Origin of the sequence: Hahella sp. HNIBRBA332 (assembly GCF_030719035.1) — a bacterium.
GTDB lineage: Bacteria > Pseudomonadota > Gammaproteobacteria > Pseudomonadales > Oleiphilaceae > Hahella.
In genome coordinates this window covers 1201179-1218180 of sequence record NZ_CP132203.1, presented here as the reverse complement: position 1 = coordinate 1218180, position 17002 = coordinate 1201179, and the positions used below count along the sequence as shown (strand labels likewise).

26 protein-coding genes and 1 pseudogene are annotated in these 17002 nt (G+C 48.5%); 6 read left to right on the top strand and 21 right to left on the bottom strand.

Going from position 1 to position 17002, the window contains the following annotated elements; all coding sequences use genetic code 11:
• Positions 1-16 precede the first annotated feature (16 nt).
• From O5O45_RS05770 to O5O45_RS31920, 5 genes are all read right to left on the bottom strand, one after another.
• Positions 17-1222 (bottom strand): phage portal protein, encoded by a 1206-nt coding sequence (locus tag O5O45_RS05770; RefSeq protein WP_305904295.1) that lies wholly within the window; start codon positions 1220-1222, stop codon positions 17-19.
• Entirely contained in the window at positions 1222-2940 is a 1719-nt protein-coding gene (locus tag O5O45_RS05765) for a terminase large subunit (RefSeq protein WP_305904294.1), read from the bottom strand. Before O5O45_RS05765 ends, O5O45_RS05770 begins: the two co-directional genes overlap by 1 nt.
• Positions 2941-2954: 14 nt before the next feature.
• Positions 2955-3431, bottom strand: coding sequence for a phage terminase small subunit P27 family (locus O5O45_RS05760; RefSeq protein ID WP_305904293.1), 477 nt, complete (start codon positions 3429-3431; stop codon positions 2955-2957).
• A gap of 639 nt (positions 3432-4070) precedes the next feature.
• Entirely contained in the window at positions 4071-4358 is a 288-nt protein-coding gene (locus O5O45_RS05755; protein ID WP_305904292.1) for a hypothetical protein, read from the bottom strand.
• A gap of 26 nt (positions 4359-4384) precedes the next feature.
• Complete coding sequence (locus tag O5O45_RS31920; protein WP_371747969.1) at positions 4385-4492, bottom strand: HNH endonuclease; 108 nt, start codon at positions 4490-4492, stop codon at positions 4385-4387.
• 386 nt (positions 4493-4878) lie between these two features.
• On the opposite strand from O5O45_RS31920, the gene O5O45_RS05750 reads away from it, so the two are divergent.
• A complete protein-coding gene (locus O5O45_RS05750) occupies positions 4879-5268 on the top strand; it encodes a glycine cleavage system protein H (protein ID WP_305904291.1) in 390 nt (129 codons plus the stop codon).
• A 61-nt stretch (positions 5269-5329) separates the two neighbouring features.
• Here the strand turns inward: O5O45_RS05750 and O5O45_RS05745 are convergent, their stop codons facing one another.
• Positions 5330-5626: a type II toxin-antitoxin system RelE/ParE family toxin gene (locus tag O5O45_RS05745; RefSeq protein WP_305904290.1), complete on the bottom strand. Its 297-nt coding sequence runs from the start codon at positions 5624-5626 to the stop codon at positions 5330-5332.
• On the bottom strand, positions 5616-5870 hold the full coding sequence (locus O5O45_RS05740; protein WP_011398328.1) for a type II toxin-antitoxin system ParD family antitoxin: 255 nt from the start codon (positions 5868-5870) through the stop codon (positions 5616-5618). The genes O5O45_RS05745 and O5O45_RS05740 overlap by 11 nt, the downstream gene beginning before the upstream one ends.
• Before the next feature lie 298 nt (positions 5871-6168).
• Here O5O45_RS05740 and O5O45_RS05735 point away from each other — a divergent pair, with 298 nt between their 5' ends.
• Positions 6169-6975 carry a substrate-binding periplasmic protein gene (locus tag O5O45_RS05735; protein WP_305904289.1) on the top strand — a complete coding sequence of 269 codons (807 nt, stop codon included), beginning with the start codon at positions 6169-6171 and terminating at the stop codon, positions 6973-6975.
• A 37-nt stretch (positions 6976-7012) separates the two neighbouring features.
• On the opposite strand, the gene O5O45_RS31915 is transcribed toward O5O45_RS05735, so the two are convergent.
• On the bottom strand, positions 7013-7123 hold the full coding sequence (locus tag O5O45_RS31915; protein ID WP_371747968.1) for an HNH endonuclease: 111 nt from the start codon (positions 7121-7123) through the stop codon (positions 7013-7015).
• A 1243-nt stretch (positions 7124-8366) separates the two neighbouring features.
• Between O5O45_RS31915 and O5O45_RS05730 the strand changes: the two genes are divergently transcribed.
• Positions 8367-8762 carry a glycine cleavage system protein H gene (locus O5O45_RS05730; RefSeq protein WP_305904288.1) on the top strand — a complete coding sequence of 132 codons (396 nt, stop codon included), beginning with the start codon at positions 8367-8369 and terminating at the stop codon, positions 8760-8762.
• Between the two features lie 94 nt (positions 8763-8856).
• On the opposite strand, the gene O5O45_RS05725 is transcribed toward O5O45_RS05730, so the two are convergent.
• From O5O45_RS05725 to O5O45_RS05675, 12 genes are all read right to left on the bottom strand, one after another.
• Positions 8857-9264: an HNH endonuclease gene (locus O5O45_RS05725; protein ID WP_305904287.1), complete on the bottom strand. Its 408-nt coding sequence runs from the start codon at positions 9262-9264 to the stop codon at positions 8857-8859.
• Positions 9264-9542, bottom strand: a complete 279-nt coding sequence (locus O5O45_RS05720) for a hypothetical protein (RefSeq protein ID WP_305904286.1) — start codon at positions 9540-9542, stop codon at positions 9264-9266. Before O5O45_RS05720 ends, O5O45_RS05725 begins: the two co-directional genes overlap by 1 nt.
• Positions 9542-9946, bottom strand: coding sequence for a 3TM-type holin (locus O5O45_RS05715; protein ID WP_305904285.1), 405 nt, complete (start codon positions 9944-9946; stop codon positions 9542-9544). Before O5O45_RS05715 ends, O5O45_RS05720 begins: the two co-directional genes overlap by 1 nt.
• Positions 9943-10326 carry a M15 family metallopeptidase gene (locus O5O45_RS05710; RefSeq protein ID WP_305904284.1) on the bottom strand — a complete coding sequence of 128 codons (384 nt, stop codon included), beginning with the start codon at positions 10324-10326 and terminating at the stop codon, positions 9943-9945. Before O5O45_RS05710 ends, O5O45_RS05715 begins: the two co-directional genes overlap by 4 nt.
• A 264-nt stretch (positions 10327-10590) precedes the next feature.
• Positions 10591-11064, bottom strand: a complete 474-nt coding sequence (locus O5O45_RS05705; protein WP_305904283.1) for a DUF1851 domain-containing protein — start codon at positions 11062-11064, stop codon at positions 10591-10593.
• 66 nt (positions 11065-11130) lie between these two features.
• On the bottom strand, positions 11131-11427 hold the full coding sequence (locus O5O45_RS05700; RefSeq protein ID WP_305904282.1) for a hypothetical protein: 297 nt from the start codon (positions 11425-11427) through the stop codon (positions 11131-11133).
• A 50-nt stretch (positions 11428-11477) separates the two neighbouring features.
• A complete protein-coding gene (locus tag O5O45_RS05695) occupies positions 11478-11867 on the bottom strand; it encodes a hypothetical protein (RefSeq protein WP_305904281.1) in 390 nt (129 codons plus the stop codon).
• A gap of 17 nt (positions 11868-11884) precedes the next feature.
• On the bottom strand, positions 11885-12295 hold the full coding sequence (locus tag O5O45_RS05690) for a hypothetical protein (RefSeq protein WP_305904280.1): 411 nt from the start codon (positions 12293-12295) through the stop codon (positions 11885-11887).
• A gap of 369 nt (positions 12296-12664) precedes the next feature.
• Complete coding sequence (locus tag O5O45_RS05685) at positions 12665-13291, bottom strand: hypothetical protein (protein ID WP_305904279.1); 627 nt, start codon at positions 13289-13291, stop codon at positions 12665-12667.
• Positions 13292-13583: 292 nt separating this feature from the next.
• Positions 13584-14000 (bottom strand): hypothetical protein, encoded by a 417-nt coding sequence (locus O5O45_RS05680; protein ID WP_011398335.1) that lies wholly within the window; start codon positions 13998-14000, stop codon positions 13584-13586.
• A 64-nt stretch (positions 14001-14064) separates the two neighbouring features.
• On the bottom strand, positions 14065-14442 hold the full coding sequence (locus tag O5O45_RS31910) for a zinc-ribbon domain-containing protein (protein WP_371747967.1): 378 nt from the start codon (positions 14440-14442) through the stop codon (positions 14065-14067).
• Positions 14443-14535: 93 nt separating this feature from the next.
• Positions 14536-15006 carry a hypothetical protein gene (locus O5O45_RS05675; RefSeq protein WP_305904278.1) on the bottom strand — a complete coding sequence of 157 codons (471 nt, stop codon included), beginning with the start codon at positions 15004-15006 and terminating at the stop codon, positions 14536-14538.
• A 90-nt stretch (positions 15007-15096) separates the two neighbouring features.
• Here O5O45_RS05675 and O5O45_RS31905 point away from each other — a divergent pair, with 90 nt between their 5' ends.
• A complete protein-coding gene (locus O5O45_RS31905; RefSeq protein ID WP_371747998.1) occupies positions 15097-15351 on the top strand; it encodes a DinB/UmuC family translesion DNA polymerase in 255 nt (84 codons plus the stop codon).
• A gap of 253 nt (positions 15352-15604) precedes the next feature.
• On the opposite strand, the gene O5O45_RS05670 is transcribed toward O5O45_RS31905, so the two are convergent.
• The gene (locus O5O45_RS05670) at positions 15605-16069 is read right to left on the bottom strand and encodes a hypothetical protein (protein ID WP_305904277.1); all 465 of its coding nucleotides are present in this window, start codon (positions 16067-16069) and stop codon (positions 15605-15607) included.
• Positions 16070-16499: 430 nt separating this feature from the next.
• Between O5O45_RS05670 and O5O45_RS05665 the strand changes: the two are divergent.
• Positions 16500-16661, top strand: a pseudogene (locus O5O45_RS05665) (DinB/UmuC family translesion DNA polymerase); the annotation flags it as partial.
• A 54-nt stretch (positions 16662-16715) separates the two neighbouring features.
• Positions 16716-16862, top strand: coding sequence for a DUF4113 domain-containing protein (locus O5O45_RS05660; RefSeq protein ID WP_305906190.1), 147 nt, complete (start codon positions 16716-16718; stop codon positions 16860-16862).
• Positions 16863-17002 lie beyond the last annotated feature (140 nt).

Here is a 17002-nt window from a genome sequence, read left to right as displayed (position 1 = left end):
TGCCTCGTATGGCTGCTTAATTCGTTTCCGTCTCGTCGGCAGGCTGGCCGTTAACCGCCATATTGAGCGGCGTCAGATAGGTATCGCCGCCTTCCCTGGGGTTCATGTCCTCCAGGATGCGGACCTCGTTCGGACTCATGACGCCGTTTTGAATCATGGCGGTGTAGTACTCGCTGCGGGTCTTCATGTCTCCGCGCATAAGGGCATTCACTACAAACTTGGAGAAATAATTGGCGCGCTCTTTATCGGTAAGCAGCGCCTTGTTGATACGCTTCTCGATGCGTGTGCAATACGGAATCAGTGTGTGCCGGACAAACGCCAAGTCCTGATGTTCGATATTCGAAAACGTCGCCCGCTCCAGGTCGCCGATCATGTGCGGCGGCACCCGGAAAAAGCCGGCGATCTCGGAGCGCTGAAACTTGCGGGTTTCTAAAAACTGGCTGTCTTCCGCCGTCATGGAGACCTGCAGCCACTTCAAGCCGCCATCGAGGATCATCTCGCGGTTCTGATTGGCGACGCCGCGGTGCAGCTCCATCTCCTGTTTCAGCCGCTCGTATTGCTTGTCTGTCAGCGCGTGATCAGTGGAGAGCACGCCGGAGGGTTTCGCGCCATGGGCGAACAGCGTGGAGCCGTGCTTTTCCGTCGCCTTGGCCAGCCCCAGGCAGTGGCGGTTGTATTGAATCGGGTTCAGTCCTGTTAAACCGTCCTGGCTCCATAAGCGGATATGCAACACCTCCTCCGCCGGCAGCGTGCGCACAGGGCCGCTTTTAAACTGCACGTCATAGGTCAGTTCGTAGTCGTTGGAAAGTTTCGGCGTCACCGCATCCGGCGCCATCGGCAGCAACTCCAGCACCCGGCCCGACGCCGTGCGGTTGATGTAGCTGTAATGGTTACCGCGTAAGCACAGGTGCGCGACGATCAGTTCTTTAAATTCCTGATCGGTCAGATAGTCGTTCGGTCCGTGCTTTAACAGCGCCTGCAGCGGGTGGTTAGACGCCTTTTCCGACCCGCCGCCGGGCAGTTCCTTAAACAGGTTTAAGGGCAGCATGCCGATAGATTCCGTTAGGACTTTGATGCACGAAAATACGGCGCTGATCTCCGGGGCGTTGCCGGGGGTGATCTGCACGCCGGCGTCGGCGTCGTACCATGCGCCCAACAACTCCGCCAGCTTGGCCGAGCTGTCGATGACGGCGGCGTTCTTACGTTTGAAAATGGAGAACATCAGGCAAACCTTATGCTGGGGCCGGTGGTTTCCGCCGCCAACATAGCGCGGCCCACGGCCATGATGAGCGCAACCGCGCCGTCGATTTTTTTGTCTTTGTGTTCCTTGGTTGGGCGAACGATGTCGTCATCGGCGCCGCCCATATAGCGTCCGACTACGTTGCCCATACACCAGGTTAAAATGGGGTTGCCGTCATGATGAAAACGCCCGGCGGCGATGGCCGCTTCCAGCTCTTTCATGCCGGCGGACATGCCGGAATAGTTCTGCGTGATCTGCACCGGGTTCAGGTTCTCGTCGTCCAGGCGGTGCGACAGGTTCAGCGCGCCGTGTGGATCGATGCCGATCTCCGCAATAGGATGGCGTTGGTTGGTGTCGGTGACTTCCGCCAACACTTCCAGATAGTCCACTTCCGCGCCATCGGTGGCGGTGAGCGCGCCCAGGTTGGCCCACTTCTGATAACGACTGGATAGCTTGCGGTTGTCCGGGTTGTTGACCGTATCCTCGGGCGCCCAGAACACCGGCGAGAGGCAGTAGTAATGCCGGCGGGTTCTTCCGTCCTCGTCCATCAGGTCGCGGTAGAACAGTTTGATGAAAGCGTTAAGGTCGAGTTTGCCGGCCAAGTCCAGGCCGCCGATACACTCCTGGCCTTCGAAGTCTTCCACGCTCAGGCTGGGGTCGTAGCAGCGTTGCCACTGCTCCATGTTGAAGAACGCCGAGCGCGCTGTAACCCAGATATTTAAATGCTTGATCTTGAATATGTTCTGAAAGCGAGCGCTGCGAATCGCTTTTTGCTGCTGACTTTCCAAATACTTTTTATAAACGCTAACGCCCAGATTCGGATTAGCCATGGCCAATACGTCCGGGTCCGCCCAGCGCTCCGGATCGTCCACGCCGTACATCAGGGCGAACAGCTCGTCATTGGGCGCGACGCCGTCCAGCATCTCTTGCGCCTCGGTCTGCTTGTCGTAGCAGGGGCCTTCGATGTTGTTGCCGGCGGTGGTGATAATAAACGTCAGCGGCTGCCGGCGAGCGCCCTGCCCCGTCACCATGGTCTCGTATAAGTCGGGGGCGTCGTGTTCGTGGTACTCATCGATCAGCGCACAGGACGGACTCGCGCCATCGCCGGGCTTACCGATGACCGGCTCAAAGCGCGCTTCATCCGCCGGGCGATTTAAGTTCTTTGCATTGACCGCGATCCCTTTTGCTTTCTGAAGTAGAGGCGTGCGGGAGACCATCAGCTTGGCCGGTCTGAATACCTCCCAGGCTTGGCGCTCGTTGGTGGCGCCGCTGTAGACCTCGGCGCCAAACTCGTTATCGCAGGCGAACATATACAGCCCCACGCCGGCGGCGATGATCGACTTGCCGTTCTTACGCGGGACGCACCAATAGACTTCGCGGAAGCGGCGCAGGTCGTCGGCCTTGCTCTTCCATCCGAAGATGTTGACGAAGCCGAACACCTGCCAGGGCTCCAGCTTGATAAGCTGACGCTTGAACGCCCACTCGCCTTTGGTGTGCGGTAGTAGTTCGACGAACTCGCACACTCGCTCGGCCTCCGCCTTGTCGAAGTAATACGGATAGTCCGGGTCGCTCTCCTGGGCGAGATCGTCCAGGTAACGCTGGCACGCCAAGCGCGTGTACCGATACGCAGGGATAGACCCGTCCAGCACGGCGCGGGCGTACCGCGTCGCCGCCTCGACATGAGGATATTTAGCAGCCATGGAATAACCGAAAATCAGAATTTATCGAAGGGGTTTGACGTGTCGTGGTTGCCGCCGCCGGTCAGACGTTGGCGACTGGATGGGTCCAGGCCCAGGAGCGCCCCGAAGGTCGCCAGTTGTTTTAAGGATTCATTGGCGACGGTGGCCGCCGGGTTCTTCTTCAGGCCGCCGTTTGCGTCCGTGGTGGTGATGCCGTATTGCGCCAGCTCACGCTCCGCCTGACGCCATCGACCGTACGAAGCACAGAAGGCCTCTAGGTTATGCACGTCTGTAATGGCGATGATCTTTTGCGCGCATAGCTCCGGGGCGATCAGCTCCCACATACGGCGCGCGTCGTCGCCCAGCCAGTCCGGGCAATCGATGTTAGTGATCTGTGAAAACTGGGGTTCGTGGGTGTTGAGTTGACGCTTTCCGGGGTTGCCGGCCAGGAGCTTTTGCGCAACGGGCTTGGGCTTCCGCCCCCGTCCTGCTCTGGTTGCGGTTCCACTCATTGCGTTTATCTGAATTTAATTATCGTGATTATAAAAACATGATACGAGGACGACCCAAATCACAGGTTTGACCCGCCCCTTTACATTTGTTTATAAGCATATTGAGGCCCGTACTTCTTGGCCATCTAACTAGTGGCAAAGTGCAACACTACATTCCTCAGACTCGATTAAGGATTATTATGAGACTCTCAATCCCCCCTCTTATTGTCCTCTGCCTCTTCATGGGTTTTACCCTTTGGGTAATGGTTGGCGCAGAACAGTCGCTGGTGGCGTTTGGCGCTCAGCTCATGTCCAGGCCGGATACCGCTCAGGTTGTTATCGACCTCTATATACTCGCTTCATTAGCTTGCCTATGGATGTACCAAGATGCGAAAAGCCGTGGGAAAGGTTTCGTTTACGTTCTTCCCTTTTTCATCTTGACTGCCATATTTGTATCTGCTGGACCATTGCTTTATTTGGTGCTACGTGGCAAGCGAGTGGCGGTTCCACCCACAGCGTGAATCTAAAATTTTTAATTTCGCGGGTATAAAAAAAGACTTAGGGGTGCGGTGTTGGTCGCTCAGATATCAGAAATTTGACCCGCCCCACCCCTTCCTATTTTCGTCGTTTGATCGTTTTTTAATCAGACAACATCATTCCCTAGAGGCTGGGCCCTTCGGTCTCAAGCAGGCCGTCCAGCTTTTCTAGCTCAACATCTGCAATACTGAAATAGTAATCAAAGCTTGCTTTCCCTACATGCATCCTCAGATTGTTTAAGACGCATTGGCAGGTTTGAATCTGGAGCATAATGTCCGGCATATCTTCAGCAGCAACAGCTAGCTCTGAAAGCTGCACAAGCTTATTAATAATAGAGTTGAGAACACTCTCTTCAGGAGTATCAATGCTTCCCGCAAGAGTCCACTCAAAGTCGACATAAGGCTTCGTCATTATTTATCCCCTTTACTCTATTATAGCTAAGAGGTATCCAATAACGACTTTTCTCGATGGCATGACTGACATATCCCACGCAAGTTTGCCTCTCGATCATCCCCGCCACTCGCCTTGGGCTGGATGTGATCCACCTCCGTCGCCGCGCTGGTTCGCCCCTGTTATAAGCATACCTGACACAAGTAGTTATCCCGTCTCAGTATCCGCACCCTGAGCTTACACCATTGCCAACCATAACCGCGTTGGGTGTCGCTGCCTTTCTGTTGTTGCCAGACAACCCAGCGTGTCGCTTCTCGCTTGTCTGAGTGAATCTCACAGGATCGGGATTATGTAGGGTCGTGTGGGGCAGCCCTAATGAGTAAGGTATGCTCCCATAACCTCATCAGCATTGCCCTGATTCTTTTACTCATAAAACCGGAATACTCTGTTAATAAGCAGTCTCTTGCGCGACACCTGAAGTTGCACCAATAGCGTCTGTGGCAAGTTCGCAACAAAAACAATTAATAGATAAGGAAACCCGGTGAACAAGGTAACTGATACATTGAGGTATTATTCCTGTCATGAATGGGTTTGTATCTTAGCAGGCTATGCCGTCGTTGGTGTGACAGACTTTGTCTCTGAACTTAAGGGCACTCTCAGGCTCACTTGTGGTGTTGATTACCATAAGCTCTATTCATCTGGGGAAAGAATAGGAACGTTAGAGACCATCAAAGGCGAGAAACTTCCTCTTATTATCCCTCTATCCGGCTATATCGTTAGCATCAACAATCATCCGTCAGCCATTATCAACGGTCCTTACGGCAATGGCTGGCTACTCATAATAAAAATTAAGGATTATTCTGAATTTGGCAAACTACTATCCGAGAAAGATTACGAAACAACTTTTCGAGGCCCGCCTTCATGCTTATGATTTGGGCCAGTTGACTTTCACTTCCGCCACGTTTCTTTCTGGATATTAAGCCCACACGATCTCATAAATGCCGCACACAATCCATCGACTGGTGCAAAACCCGAATAACGGCGACACCATAAACAGTTGGCTTGTAGAAGACTACATGTGAGCCTACGTAATAAGCTCGTAAAGAAGGGCGCACGTAGCTGCGATCACTGCCGAGAGTCTTGTTGTTAACGAGCGTCAGGAATGCTTCGTTTATCTCCCTGATATAGGCCTCCGCCTTGTCTGCTCCCCACTCCTTTAACGAGAACTGATAGATTGAGACAAGATCAGCCTCCGCTTTAGGACGAAGCTTGAATGTTTTATCCGTCATTAGAGGTCTTTTTCATCCTTGCAAGAAACTCATTCACATCCCAGTTTTTAAGCTCTCCGCTGGCTTCTCCCTCATCAATCAGGCTACGAAGCTCTTGCAGTTTAGAAGCCGCCATCTGCTCTTGTAGCAACCTCAACCCTGCTCGGATCACTTCGCTCTGATTGTTGTAGCTGCCGGTCTCGATCATCGAAGAAATGAAGCTTTCCAGCTCAGCGCTAGGCTGAAAGGTGATTGTTCTAGGCATGGTTTGCCCTCCACTTTGTAAGAACTATTCTTACAATAGCATAAACTAGCGATACCTGCTCAACTCTGCAAAGTCTTATACCTATGACAATAGCCTACAAATTGCTTGCAGATTCTTCTATCAATCACAAACGCGCGAATCAAGTGGGCAGTATCAGAATCCTTGGCTACTCTGTATGTATAGGAAAAGGTTCTTTGGCTGTGAGCTGGCTCCACCTCATCCGTGTAATAGCCCGCGATTCTTCCCTTGCTTAACAGCCCATTAGTTCAACCCCATACGTACTTGGCGAGGTCATTTCATGCATTTGCTACCGATACAACGTTACCACGTCCTGACGTATGTAAAGTGGGGCCTATGTTTCTTTTGGCTGAGCACAGCCTCAGCAGCCGAGCTAAATGTTGATGTCCGAAGTCGCCCACCTGAAATGGTTATCAGTGATGGGGCAATGAGTGGCCCATTGCTTGATATTATCAGCGAGGCAGCAACGAAAGCAGGCCATACAGTCCACTTCTCAGAAAGGCAGTTCAAAGCCAGTTACGAAGAGTTAAAAAAAGGAAGCGTAGATATTCTCCCTAGAACGTTATGCACTGATGAGAGGGTGCGTGAAATTGAATATATTGGCCCTATTGGATATCAGGAGAAGGTTATAGAGTTTCTTGTTAAGCCCGGCAGGGAAGAATCAGTCAAAACCTTTGATGACCTTAAGCGCCTAAAGATTGGGGTGAAAAGAGGCACTTTTTATTTTAAAGAGTTCAATACCGCCTCCGATATTCAAAAAGTGGAGTCTGGAGATGACGATAATATGGTAAAAATGTTCAACGGCTCGCGATTTGACGCGATGGCCGTTCTTGATCGCAGATCTGTACTGGATGCACTAGAGGCAGCTGGGGTTACAGAGTATGCATTTGCCATTTATAAGAAGAAAATCAATATTGGAAACTACTACGGAATTAGCCCTGGCAATCGTCACAAAGCTGCACTCCAAGCAGCGTTGGAGGACTTGGTTAGAACAGGACGAGTCGCTGCTTTGTATGAAAAATATGGGGCTACCCCACCTTGGTTTCCAGAGCAAACAATCTTTGAGCCTTGTACTGGTGACTCCTAGGCGATGGACTACAGTGTGGGCGCCTGGCTATACCCGGCTAGGCTAGCTGCTCTTTTGATGTTTTGCGCCTGTGGCAGGTCTCACATATTCCTTGCAGATTATCTTCGTGATCACTCCCCCCCTTAGCCTTGGGTTGGATGAGATCCACCTCTGTCGCCGCACTGGTACGCCCAGCCTTTAAGCACACCTGACACAAGTAGTTATCCCGTCGCAGTATCCACGCCCGGAGCTTGCGCCATTGCCAACCATAGCCGCGTTGGGTGTCACTGCCTTTCTGTTGTTGCCAGACTCCCCAGCGTGTCGCCTCTCGCTTGTCTGCGTGGCTCTCACAGTATCGTGACTTATGCCGAATGGTATTTGGAATAGCCCTTTTGATTGCAGGGCCTTAGCGAGGCTTGTGGCATTACTGCTCGGTTGGTCGCTCAGGTGTCAGAGATCTGACCCGTCCCTCCCCATAGAATATTTAAATCGAAATAACAAGATTACACTCGTCTGATGAACTATTCTTACTCATGCAGCCGTAGTCCACCATTGAGCAATTCGCCTGAGACTACCAGCTAACTAAAGGAGTATTCAGATGCCCAGATACTGCCTGAATCAAAACCCCCAAACCGAAAGCGGCGATTACGAAGTCCATGACCTGACACCTAATGTGTGCCGTCACCTACCCCATCCAGCGAATCAGATTGATCTTGGAGTCTGCAATAACTGCCATGAAGCTATTGCCGCTGCGAAAAAAATCTATCCTGAGGAAAGTGCAACGATAAATGGGTGCGCTTACTGCTGTGAGCCATGTCATACATCTTAGCCTTTGAGAGTTACCTAATCAGATCAACTCAAAGCCCTAAATGCAGTAATGCGGTTCTACCCTTAGTACGGCTCTAAGTAACTGCTCTGTTGTTTGTGTATAAAGTGTGCGGAAGCTTTTATCAAAGGCGACAATAGTGTTCGCCTAGTTTTACCTATCTCACCAGGGCAGGAGAAATAGGTTCCCATATTTTACGAACTACGGAGCCCCAAAAGGCTTTCCCAAGTGGTTTTAATGTGATGGCAAGGTCTGCATATTGCCTGCTGGTCCTTGTCTTGATCGTCGCTCCCTTTCTGTTGTTGCCAGACTCCCCAGCGTGTCGTCTCTCGCTTGTCTGCGTAGCTTTCACAGTATCGGGATTTATGTCGGGTCGTATTGGGACAGCCCTTGCTTAAGCACTTCTAGTGCCAGTCCTAAGGGGTAAGGTATGCTCCCATACCCTCATCAGCATTGCCCCGATTCTTTTACTCGTAAAGCAGGAATACTCTATTTATTAGCAGTTGCTTGCGTGACGCCCAAGGATGCATCAGCGGCTTCTGCACTTAGTTCACCGCACGAATAATTAATAGGTAAGGAAACCCCAATGAATAAGGTAACCGATACATTGAGGTATTATTCCTGTCATGAATGGGTTCGAGTGTTAGCAAACTACGCCATAGTAGGCGTCACGGATTTTGTGACAGATGGAGCAATAACCTTAATCGGAAGCGTTAACTACGAGAGACTCTACGCCGCTGGCGACCAAATAGGCGTCGTCGAAACTCATAGCGGAGAAAAGTTTCCGTTTTATGTCCCTGTTACCGGATATATAACCGGAATTAACAACCATCCCACTAAAGATACGCGCAACCCATACGGAAAAGGCTGGTTGCTTATAGTTAAGATTGAAATACCCGCCGAAGTAGAAAAACTACTCACTGAAAAAGAATATGCGGGGTTGATCCAGGGCGTTCCCTATCACTATGTGAAGGCCTCATAGCCCTGCCTCCTTATACATAGTAATCAATAGGTATGCGCCCTGACTTATCCCATATCCCTTGAGTAGGGGGAATGGGATTGCTTTCTTTATAGGCTTACAGTGGTCGATTTATACTTGGTACGGCTTTAATTGCCTTAGCCGTCTTCCCACTCATTGAAGATTTGAATCGGTGGCACCTACTACAAATCCCTTGAAGATTATTCTCCCGGTCGTCCCCGCCTTGGGCTTTAGGAAGGATGTGATCCACCTCCGTCGCCGCACTGGTACGCCCTGCCTTTAAACACACCTGACACAGGTAGTTATCCCGCCGCAGTATCCGCACCCTAAGCTTGCGCCATTGCCAACCATAGCCGCGCTGGGTGTCGCTGCCTTTCTGTTGTTGCCAGACTCCCCAGCGTGTCGCCTCTCGCTTGTCTGCGTGGCTCTCACAGTATCGTGACTTGTGCCGGGTCGTATTAGGGCAGCCCTTATCTTTGCAGGGCCTTAACGAAGCTTGTGGCATTAGCGGTCACTCTGCCGCTCGATCAGGCGGTCTAACTTGTCGTTGATGGCTCGCAGGTCGGTTTTAATCTCATTGCGGACGGCGTCGATACGCTGACGCTGTTGCACTTGCTCTTCATTCAGGTACTTAACCGCCAGCGCGTTTTGCTCCACACGGCGATCTATGGAGCCCGCCCAGGTGATCACGGAAATGGCGATTACCAGCGTGCTGATCAGGTGGCCCACACTGATGGTTTTGTCCAAGTGCCAGTGCCTCCGGGTGGTTTGGTTCTCTTCCATTATTTCTTACTCATCACGTCGGTTACCTTGGGGGCGATCTTTTCCAGCGATCTGCCGGCGACGTATCCGCCCAGTCCTATTTGCAGCAGATCCCAGGCTTCCACGTTTAGCCTGAACGTAAGCAGGCCGAAGGAGTCGCACACAACAAGCGCCAGAAAGCACAGCATGGTTAACGGGCGCCAATTGCGCTGCAGGATGCTTTGGCCTTGCGCCTCGGCCTGAATCGTTCTGGCTTTCGCCTCCAGCAGCTTGGTTTCGTACTCCATCACCCGTTGGGTTAGCTCGGCCTGAATCTGGAATAGCTGCGCTTGTATCTGCAGGCGCTCTTCGTCGCTGGTGTGGACATTGTCGATCAGGTCGGCGACCGGTTTAAACAGGTTCAGAATTGAAGCCCAGGCGCTCATGGGTATTCTTTCCAAGGCAGTTGATAATGAGGTCCGTCGAAAAAGCCGTTGAAGTCGCCGCCCCACTCTATTGGAATGCCCAGCTCTTCGGCGGCTTGTTTCACAGCGTCGGCGAGTATCTGGTAATAGCGGGTCTCCCAAGTGATCGAGCCGTTTATCAAAACACCCAGGTCCACCGCATGCCCCGTTAAGTGTCGGCTGCGCATCGTTTTGGATTTGCCTGCCTTATACAGTTCCGTTTGGCACTCAGTGGTTCGCAGGCCTTCCAGCACGGTGAAGTCTATCGGGGTGATCTGAATCGCTCTTTCTACGACTTTCACAAGGTCAGGATGCAGGCCAACCAAGCGCGACTTAGAGCGCTTTCCTAAGTAGAAGCTCATGTTTTGCATAACCCAGAAACGAAAAAGCCCCGCATAAGCGAGGCTCTAGAAAGCAAAAAACCCGGCTCCTTTTCGGATACCGGGTCTTTAAATGAAAACGCCCTGAGAGTTGTCAGGGCGTAGTAGTGCAGAATATGGGAAATACACTAACAAATTGTTTCAAAAATCGCAACAATCAAATAAAAGCAAACCGGATTATCCCAAAAAATACAACAATCAGCATCAACCACTAGTCCGTAATTACTTGATCACTACGTTGCGCCTTTACTCGGAAATCTGAAAATTAACCTGCGTACCATCTGGTAGATCTTTTATTAGGAAGTTCATTTGACCCGACATAGCAAAATGAACCTCAATATCAGTGAGTTCGAAGTTTTCTGGCTCATATTTACCACCCAAAACTGGCAGCTGCTTAAAGCCATACAGTTTACCCCGCTCAAGCACGGAGCCTTGCTCTTTGAGTTGAAGCACCAAAGGGACCAAAAACCACTCGTTGACAAGCTCATTATCTCGCAGCTTTATTTTGAACTCTTCGTAAGACTCCGCAACTTTCTCAAACTCGGCGCTACCTGTAATGAGCCAATATATTTCCCCTGACTTATTCTGTAGGAAGGCATCTCCAATAGAGGTTACTAATATCGGCAGGGATTGGCCTACGAGCCACTTCCAATCTTCGACTAGTTTATCCCGATCAATGTGTGCAAAGCTGACCGTAAGGTCATTCCATGTTAAAGGCATTTAGTTCTCCCTGAGGCATAGCATTCAGCTGATAAGTGTGTTGTTTGCGAATTTTTCAGCTCATAGCTATGTGCTTTCAATGTCCCTGAATACATTTTTTTCAAACCATGCCTCTGAATGAACTTCTTTATCCACGAGCTCCAGCGCTTCTCTCAATTTAGATACGGGAATTTGAACTAACTCTTTACCAGACCAAAACTCTACAAATTTATCTTCGCTTTCTTCGTCAGCGTAAAATTTCAGGAGAGGATAGTCTACACTTTCATCTATAGCCTCATTCCCGGTATCAATAAATAGTTCCAATGTCATTCCGAAATCAGAAACAAATTGAGTAGCTATTTCGTCGCTTTTAAATCTCTTCATAGTCTCCATTCCATACATACGCCTTAAGAATTGACTTTACCAAATATTTTTTAACTTATGAAATCGGAGATATTATATATTGTCGCTTCGACACCAAAACCATATGCAAGCTCAATATCCTTAAGCCTCCAATAGCCATCATTGTCGTCATCTAATACGCCATTCGACGCAGAAAATATCTCCATGACTTTTTGTAGGGCTAAGTGTCCAGAAGCGTAGCGGCATAATAGTTGAAAGCTACTGACGGGCTTACATCCAAGCATAGACTCAACGACTTCCTTTTCATCTTCTTCGTACTCACTTTCGTAATCTTTATAAATCCATAACAGAAACCTATCGCCATCCTTAGAGTTACATTCGCCATTGAGTATCCCCACTGATGACGCAATGTGAAGCACCTCTTCCTTTGAGATGTCAAAATGTAGAATTACGCTATTCATATAATTTTCACGAAAGGTCAAACATTCTCATCTTCGTTGCTGATACCAATTTTTCGCAAAGCCTCTTTGATTGCAAACATAGCAGCAATTGAATAGCACATAGCACTTGAGTCTACTGGATTAAATGACCCACCGATAACTCTTATTCGCGCTCCGGAAAGGTGTGTTCCAGGGAACTCATCTTTTTCATAATAACGCTTAATTCCCTCAAGAGTAGCATCGAAGAATACGAAAGGAATCTGATCTTCCGTAACCTCCCATGAAAACACGCTTTGTGGATTGCCATCCTTCATCGGCTCAATTTTTAGCACCACGTGACCATACCTATCAAGGCTAGAGGATTGACGAATAAATCTGCCTTCCCCCATAGATTCGCAATCAAGTAAAACACCTTTCTCGGTGTTTCTATAAGTAATAATCGTTTCCATTTTTCGATAACTGCTGCTTATGCTTAATGTTTGTATACTCTTCGCTTAGTCTAATGCAGCCATGGGAGCCAAGATTGCTTACTCCAAACGATTTTAGGAATGAGCTTTCACTCAAGCGCCGCATCGTGGACTACCATCCACACAACTAGTGCCATTTGCTGAGGTCACAACATAGAACATAGAATTGTTTAGCCTCCTGTATAGAGCGAGGCGAGCGGCCCTTCAGAACTCAATACTGACCTCATGCTGCGTATTTTTAGACGTTGTTTACCACCCTGAAGGTACGATATTTCGCTGTAAGGCGATAGCGAACAAGCTCAATACGGCCACAATCAGTCCGATGTGATAGATGTACTTAAGTGGGCAATCCTATCTGTTAGATTTTAGACCACGTGCATTAACGGCTATAAGCAACAGCGCACCAATTACAGCGACAAACCAAGCTGAACGTGGATGAGTGAATGCCTGTAGATATATAGGTGTTGGTATCGAAGCACTTACTAAATCAACACTATCCTTGGGATAAGGGCCAGTATACTTTTGTGAAGATAACAAATTTCCTTCTAGATCGTAGTGGTACTTCATTCTATTTCGCGCGGTAAATATATAAAAAGTAGAGTCCTCAGCTGGGAATAACTTGAATGGGCCGCCGGAGGCCTTTACTTGCCAGCCTCGTATAAACTGAAGAGAGTGATTATACAATTGGACTCTACCAGATGGCTCATGAGGTACGACTAGGTAGCCGTCAGGATATTCTAGGGCTTTATCGATATTACCTACTGGCCATTCAAAGGACTGCGAAGCACCTAGGCCAGAAATTGACGAAAGTGCAGGACCAAAAAAGCCTATAGCCCCAACAATAAGGCAGGCACTAGCCAAGAAGTTTAAAATAGTTTTCCATGTGAACCCTTTTTGAGAAAAAACGATACTAATAGCTTGAACGATCACCGCAGCCAGCAATACTAAGACAATAATCGAGGAAAAGTTTAGTTCCATAATTTGACGAATCTAACATTTGTATATCGCATATTCGCGCTTATCAATTTCATGACCTTGCAGATCCTTCTGGGGGATTCAGCATGTTACATCCTATCCCTTATCTGACCCCAAAAAACGTCGCATCGTGGCTTGCCATCCACACAACCGGCGCCATTTGCCGAGGTCACAACCATACTGTATTTTTATGCAGTATATTTTATCACTTTGGAGTTCACAATGCGCGTATCGCTACTTGGTCGCAGCGGTGCAAGGATGCGCAGGCGTTTACTCACAATGCCACTTAACTTTGTTATGCAACTCCATCCACATCCTTTGACAAATCAAACCAAGCAATCACTTTAGCATCGTAAGGACCAATATACTTTTCGCCCTGCTTCGAGTCATAGTATTGCTTTGCACTTTCAGGTGTCGCGGATGATTCGGGCAATGCATTTCCGTTCTCGTCATAAGACCAGTGTGTACCAACCATCCTCTCAAACTTCTCTTTCATTTTCAGTTGAAACTCCATCTCTTCCGGATTCAACTCCAATACAACAAAAACTTTCTGATCAGGCACATCTTCAGGAAAACAGCAAAACCGATGAATTTCTCCCCGAAAGTATACCAATCCCTCTATTGGAGCATCGTAATAATTGGAGATAAAGCACCACCCAATTTCCTTTGGGTCAACCTTTAAGGTTGGTACTAGCAAATCATCTCTATCCATACTTCCACCTAATAATCACGGTCGCTGCATATTCATTCGTTTGCATTCGAAGGACGAGCTGCCGCTACTTGTTATATTTTCTTGCCAAACCTTCAAGATGGACCCTCCTGGCCTCCTCTTTCCTACGTTTTTCTTTGTAACGACACGACCGGCATCGTACAGCTTTTGATGCGATACTTCCTCTGGCAATTTCATACCACCACTTCTGTTGCTTTGCCGTCCATATCTCGTGACTTTCACAGTCCTTACATATGAAATGACGGTCTATATAAAAGTTTGGCAAACGCTCCAAAGGATTTATCTCCCTCAGAATTTCCGTATTTGCAGGCAACGCACCTTTCGGGACGACTTCTGAATAAACATCCACCTCCGATCGCTTGGCCCTCTCCAAGCGTGCGGCCTTTATTTCTTTTCTTCTCTGTAACCCACTTTTTTTAAACATAACGCCTTTGATCCGGTCCACAAAGATTAGACACGTCACTAACCGATTTTCGATGCTTCATAACTTTCTGGGCAGAGATAGCCATAACCGCTCTTACTTACCAGTAGTGCAAAGCCACCCAATATTGGCATCAGCAATAGCTCTGCTCGACCTAATATATATTGTTGAAACCTCTGTATCCTTTGGCAACTTAGTACTATAAATCCCGAAAGCTATAAAGGAAGCTTTTGCACTTTCAGTTAGATGAAACTCTCGCCCATCTTGAGTAACAATCTTTACGTCTATTTGTACAGGATTGTCATCTTGATCTACGAGCCCTCTCGACTCCCAGCCATCCATTATGAATCCCCATTTCTCAGCCCCTTCAAACCCAATCGTAACCCACTGTCTTTGGTTAATAATTTCCAAGGGATATTTAGGAGAAAACTTCTTCCAATTCTGGTCTAACTCCACTCCTTCGGCCACGTCAACCATATATGGGTTACGAAAAAGTTCGTTGTACAGGTCGTTATCACAAGCCGACAACGTGAAAGCCAGCAAAAGAGAGATCAGAATTTTATTCATAACAACTACGGTTCTATAAGCCTTATAACGACATTTTCATCATAGCTACTCACGACCTTTCTAGCATGTACTCTATGTCGACCGGACGATATCGGTCAGCACCTTAAATGCTGGAACTCCAATGCATCAGCCGGAAAGCTGCCTTTTCCTTCTGACGATACCCGAGATTTTATAGAGCTTGCCAGGGTGTTACTGGAGAGGAGCTACCGCTATTTGAAGGCCGGAGTAATGCTTTATGACTTCTCTCCTCCTGGGGTTTGTCAGCGTCATTTATTTGAAGAGGACGAAGGGAGGCGCGGTAGTGTGGAGCTTATGGAGACATTGAAGCTTATCTGGACGCAGTGATTTGCTGTCGGATAGGGCATTTAGCAGATCAGAAAGAATACGGTGGGCTCGCTAGAGCGCTTCACTCCATCAAGCCCTACCGTTTATTTGTCGCTACCTTTTCCAAATTTAGGCTTTCCAGCTTTTACAAGTAATCCGGCAATTGTTATCACAAGCATAACAATGAAAGTGTATTGCCCTAACACTTGGAAGACCCCCCAGGCTAAAGCTGCCGCCACTAGACAGCCAAGCAGGAATAATAGATTTTTTGCCATTACGCATACCCAAACCTTGCAGATGAAGCTTTCGCCATTACAGCAAAGCTATACCGATGAGGATTCCTAGTGTCAAATATTTGCGGGTTATGTAGGTAGAATGACTTCCAACCAGGGAACTGCAGGTTATTTTCTTCCGTAAATGCAAACATGTCCGCAATACGTGACCCACACCCCAAAGAACGCCCTGTGGCCACAGCAATGCTGCCTGCCGCTGCTCCAGCATAAATACTTGCGCCTATTGAGCCTATAACCATAAGGGCTTCTAATCCAGTTGTAGCTCCAACGATCTCAGCCATTGTCGCACCAGAACCAAGCGTGTTCAGTGCAGAAGTGATTGTGGAAACTGTACTAACAGCCGCAGTGAATGAATTAAACAAAGAATCCGGCGCAGGCATGCCTAAAGCGTCCATATTTTCCTTGAAATACTTGTAGAAATCCCCTGACTTATAACACTGCCCCATTGCCTGCCTCTCCTATTCTGATTGCGGATTGGATAAAACTCGTAATTAACCATCTCTACGGACGCGGGATGCCCCTAATCCTGAAACGTCAAAAACTACATACACGCCTAAAGCAGAAAAGCTAGCAATTGGACCGATTTAACCCATTGATATTGCTTGTGTTTAATCCCTAAAACTTCATATGTGACCGAGTGTTATCTAAACTACTCAGCAGAAGTGCAACGCGCCAAAGGAATTTCTAGGCCCGTTAACGCAGGAATGTAATTTGCTTTTGTTAGTAGCAATGCATGCCTTGTTGATCAAAAAGTTACCAAATGAGCCCCGCGACCTCAATCCACCATGACACCTAGGCCCTATGGAATAGTGGGCAGCCGAATACAAAAATCTACTTCTCACATCAGGGCAAACCGGCAAATTCTCCAAAGGTGAACCATACTACTCCAATTCAGCAACCGGAAAGCTGCCTTTTCCTTCTGACGATACCCGCGATTTTATAGAGCTTGCCAGGGTGTTACTGGAGAGGATCTGGCGGGATGGCTACCGCTATTTGAAGGCCGGGGTAATGCTTTGTGATTTCTCCTCTCCTGGGGTTTGTCAGCGTCATCTATTTGAAGAGGACGAAGGGAGGCGCGGTAGTGTGGAGCTTATGGAGACATTGGATAAGCTTAATAGGGGAACAGGTGGCGTTGTCTGGTTTGCTGGACAGAGTATTCAACAGCCCTGGGGAATGAAGCGAGGTAGGCTTTCTCCTGCTTATACTACTAGGTGGGGAGATATTCCTAGAGTGTCATGATCCCGGTTATGTTCTAAACAAGTTTCGAAGAGCCAAAGCTATAAGAAAAATACATGCCCCAGATATAATATCTTGAATCATTGCAACATAATGAATAATGTCCGGTAGACCCTGTAAATAATTCTGTGTATCTGCCTGGT

Coding starts and splice junctions, on each gene's coding strand:
- O5O45_RS05725 (WP_305904287.1), bottom strand. CDS start 9,264: ATGCCACAAGCTTCGTTAAGGCCCTGCAAAGATAAGGGCTGCCCTAAT.
- O5O45_RS05710 (WP_305904284.1), bottom strand. CDS start 10,326: ATGAGCTTCTACTTAGGAAAGCGCTCTAAGTCGCGCTTGGTTGGCCTG.
- O5O45_RS31910 (WP_371747967.1), bottom strand. CDS start 14,442: ATGTTTAAAAAAAGTGGGTTACAGAGAAGAAAAGAAATAAAGGCCGCA.
- O5O45_RS05765 (WP_305904294.1), bottom strand. CDS start 2,940: ATGGCTGCTAAATATCCTCATGTCGAGGCGGCGACGCGGTACGCCCGC.
- O5O45_RS05715 (WP_305904285.1), bottom strand. CDS start 9,946: ATGAGCGCCTGGGCTTCAATTCTGAACCTGTTTAAACCGGTCGCCGAC.
- O5O45_RS05695 (WP_305904281.1), bottom strand. CDS start 11,867: ATGAATAGCGTAATTCTACATTTTGACATCTCAAAGGAAGAGGTGCTT.
- O5O45_RS05675 (WP_305904278.1), bottom strand. CDS start 15,006: ATGAATAAAATTCTGATCTCTCTTTTGCTGGCTTTCACGTTGTCGGCT.
- O5O45_RS05720 (WP_305904286.1), bottom strand. CDS start 9,542: ATGGAAGAGAACCAAACCACCCGGAGGCACTGGCACTTGGACAAAACC.
- O5O45_RS05760 (WP_305904293.1), bottom strand. CDS start 3,431: ATGAGTGGAACCGCAACCAGAGCAGGACGGGGGCGGAAGCCCAAGCCC.
- O5O45_RS05660 (WP_305906190.1), top strand. CDS start 16,716: ATGGAGACATTGGATAAGCTTAATAGGGGAACAGGTGGCGTTGTCTGG.
- O5O45_RS05700 (WP_305904282.1), bottom strand. CDS start 11,427: ATGAAGAGATTTAAAAGCGACGAAATAGCTACTCAATTTGTTTCTGAT.
- O5O45_RS05690 (WP_305904280.1), bottom strand. CDS start 12,295: ATGGAAACGATTATTACTTATAGAAACACCGAGAAAGGTGTTTTACTT.
- O5O45_RS05730 (WP_305904288.1), top strand. CDS start 8,367: ATGAATAAGGTAACCGATACATTGAGGTATTATTCCTGTCATGAATGG.
- O5O45_RS05670 (WP_305904277.1), bottom strand. CDS start 16,069: ATGGGGCAGTGTTATAAGTCAGGGGATTTCTACAAGTATTTCAAGGAA.
- O5O45_RS05740 (WP_011398328.1), bottom strand. CDS start 5,870: ATGCCTAGAACAATCACCTTTCAGCCTAGCGCTGAGCTGGAAAGCTTC.
- O5O45_RS05745 (WP_305904290.1), bottom strand. CDS start 5,626: ATGACGGATAAAACATTCAAGCTTCGTCCTAAAGCGGAGGCTGATCTT.
- O5O45_RS05770 (WP_305904295.1), bottom strand. CDS start 1,222: ATGTTCTCCATTTTCAAACGTAAGAACGCCGCCGTCATCGACAGCTCG.
- O5O45_RS05735 (WP_305904289.1), top strand. CDS start 6,169: ATGCATTTGCTACCGATACAACGTTACCACGTCCTGACGTATGTAAAG.
- O5O45_RS05685 (WP_305904279.1), bottom strand. CDS start 13,291: ATGGAACTAAACTTTTCCTCGATTATTGTCTTAGTATTGCTGGCTGCG.
- O5O45_RS05755 (WP_305904292.1), bottom strand. CDS start 4,358: ATGACGAAGCCTTATGTCGACTTTGAGTGGACTCTTGCGGGAAGCATT.
- O5O45_RS05705 (WP_305904283.1), bottom strand. CDS start 11,064: ATGCCTTTAACATGGAATGACCTTACGGTCAGCTTTGCACACATTGAT.
- O5O45_RS05680 (WP_011398335.1), bottom strand. CDS start 14,000: ATGGATAGAGATGATTTGCTAGTACCAACCTTAAAGGTTGACCCAAAG.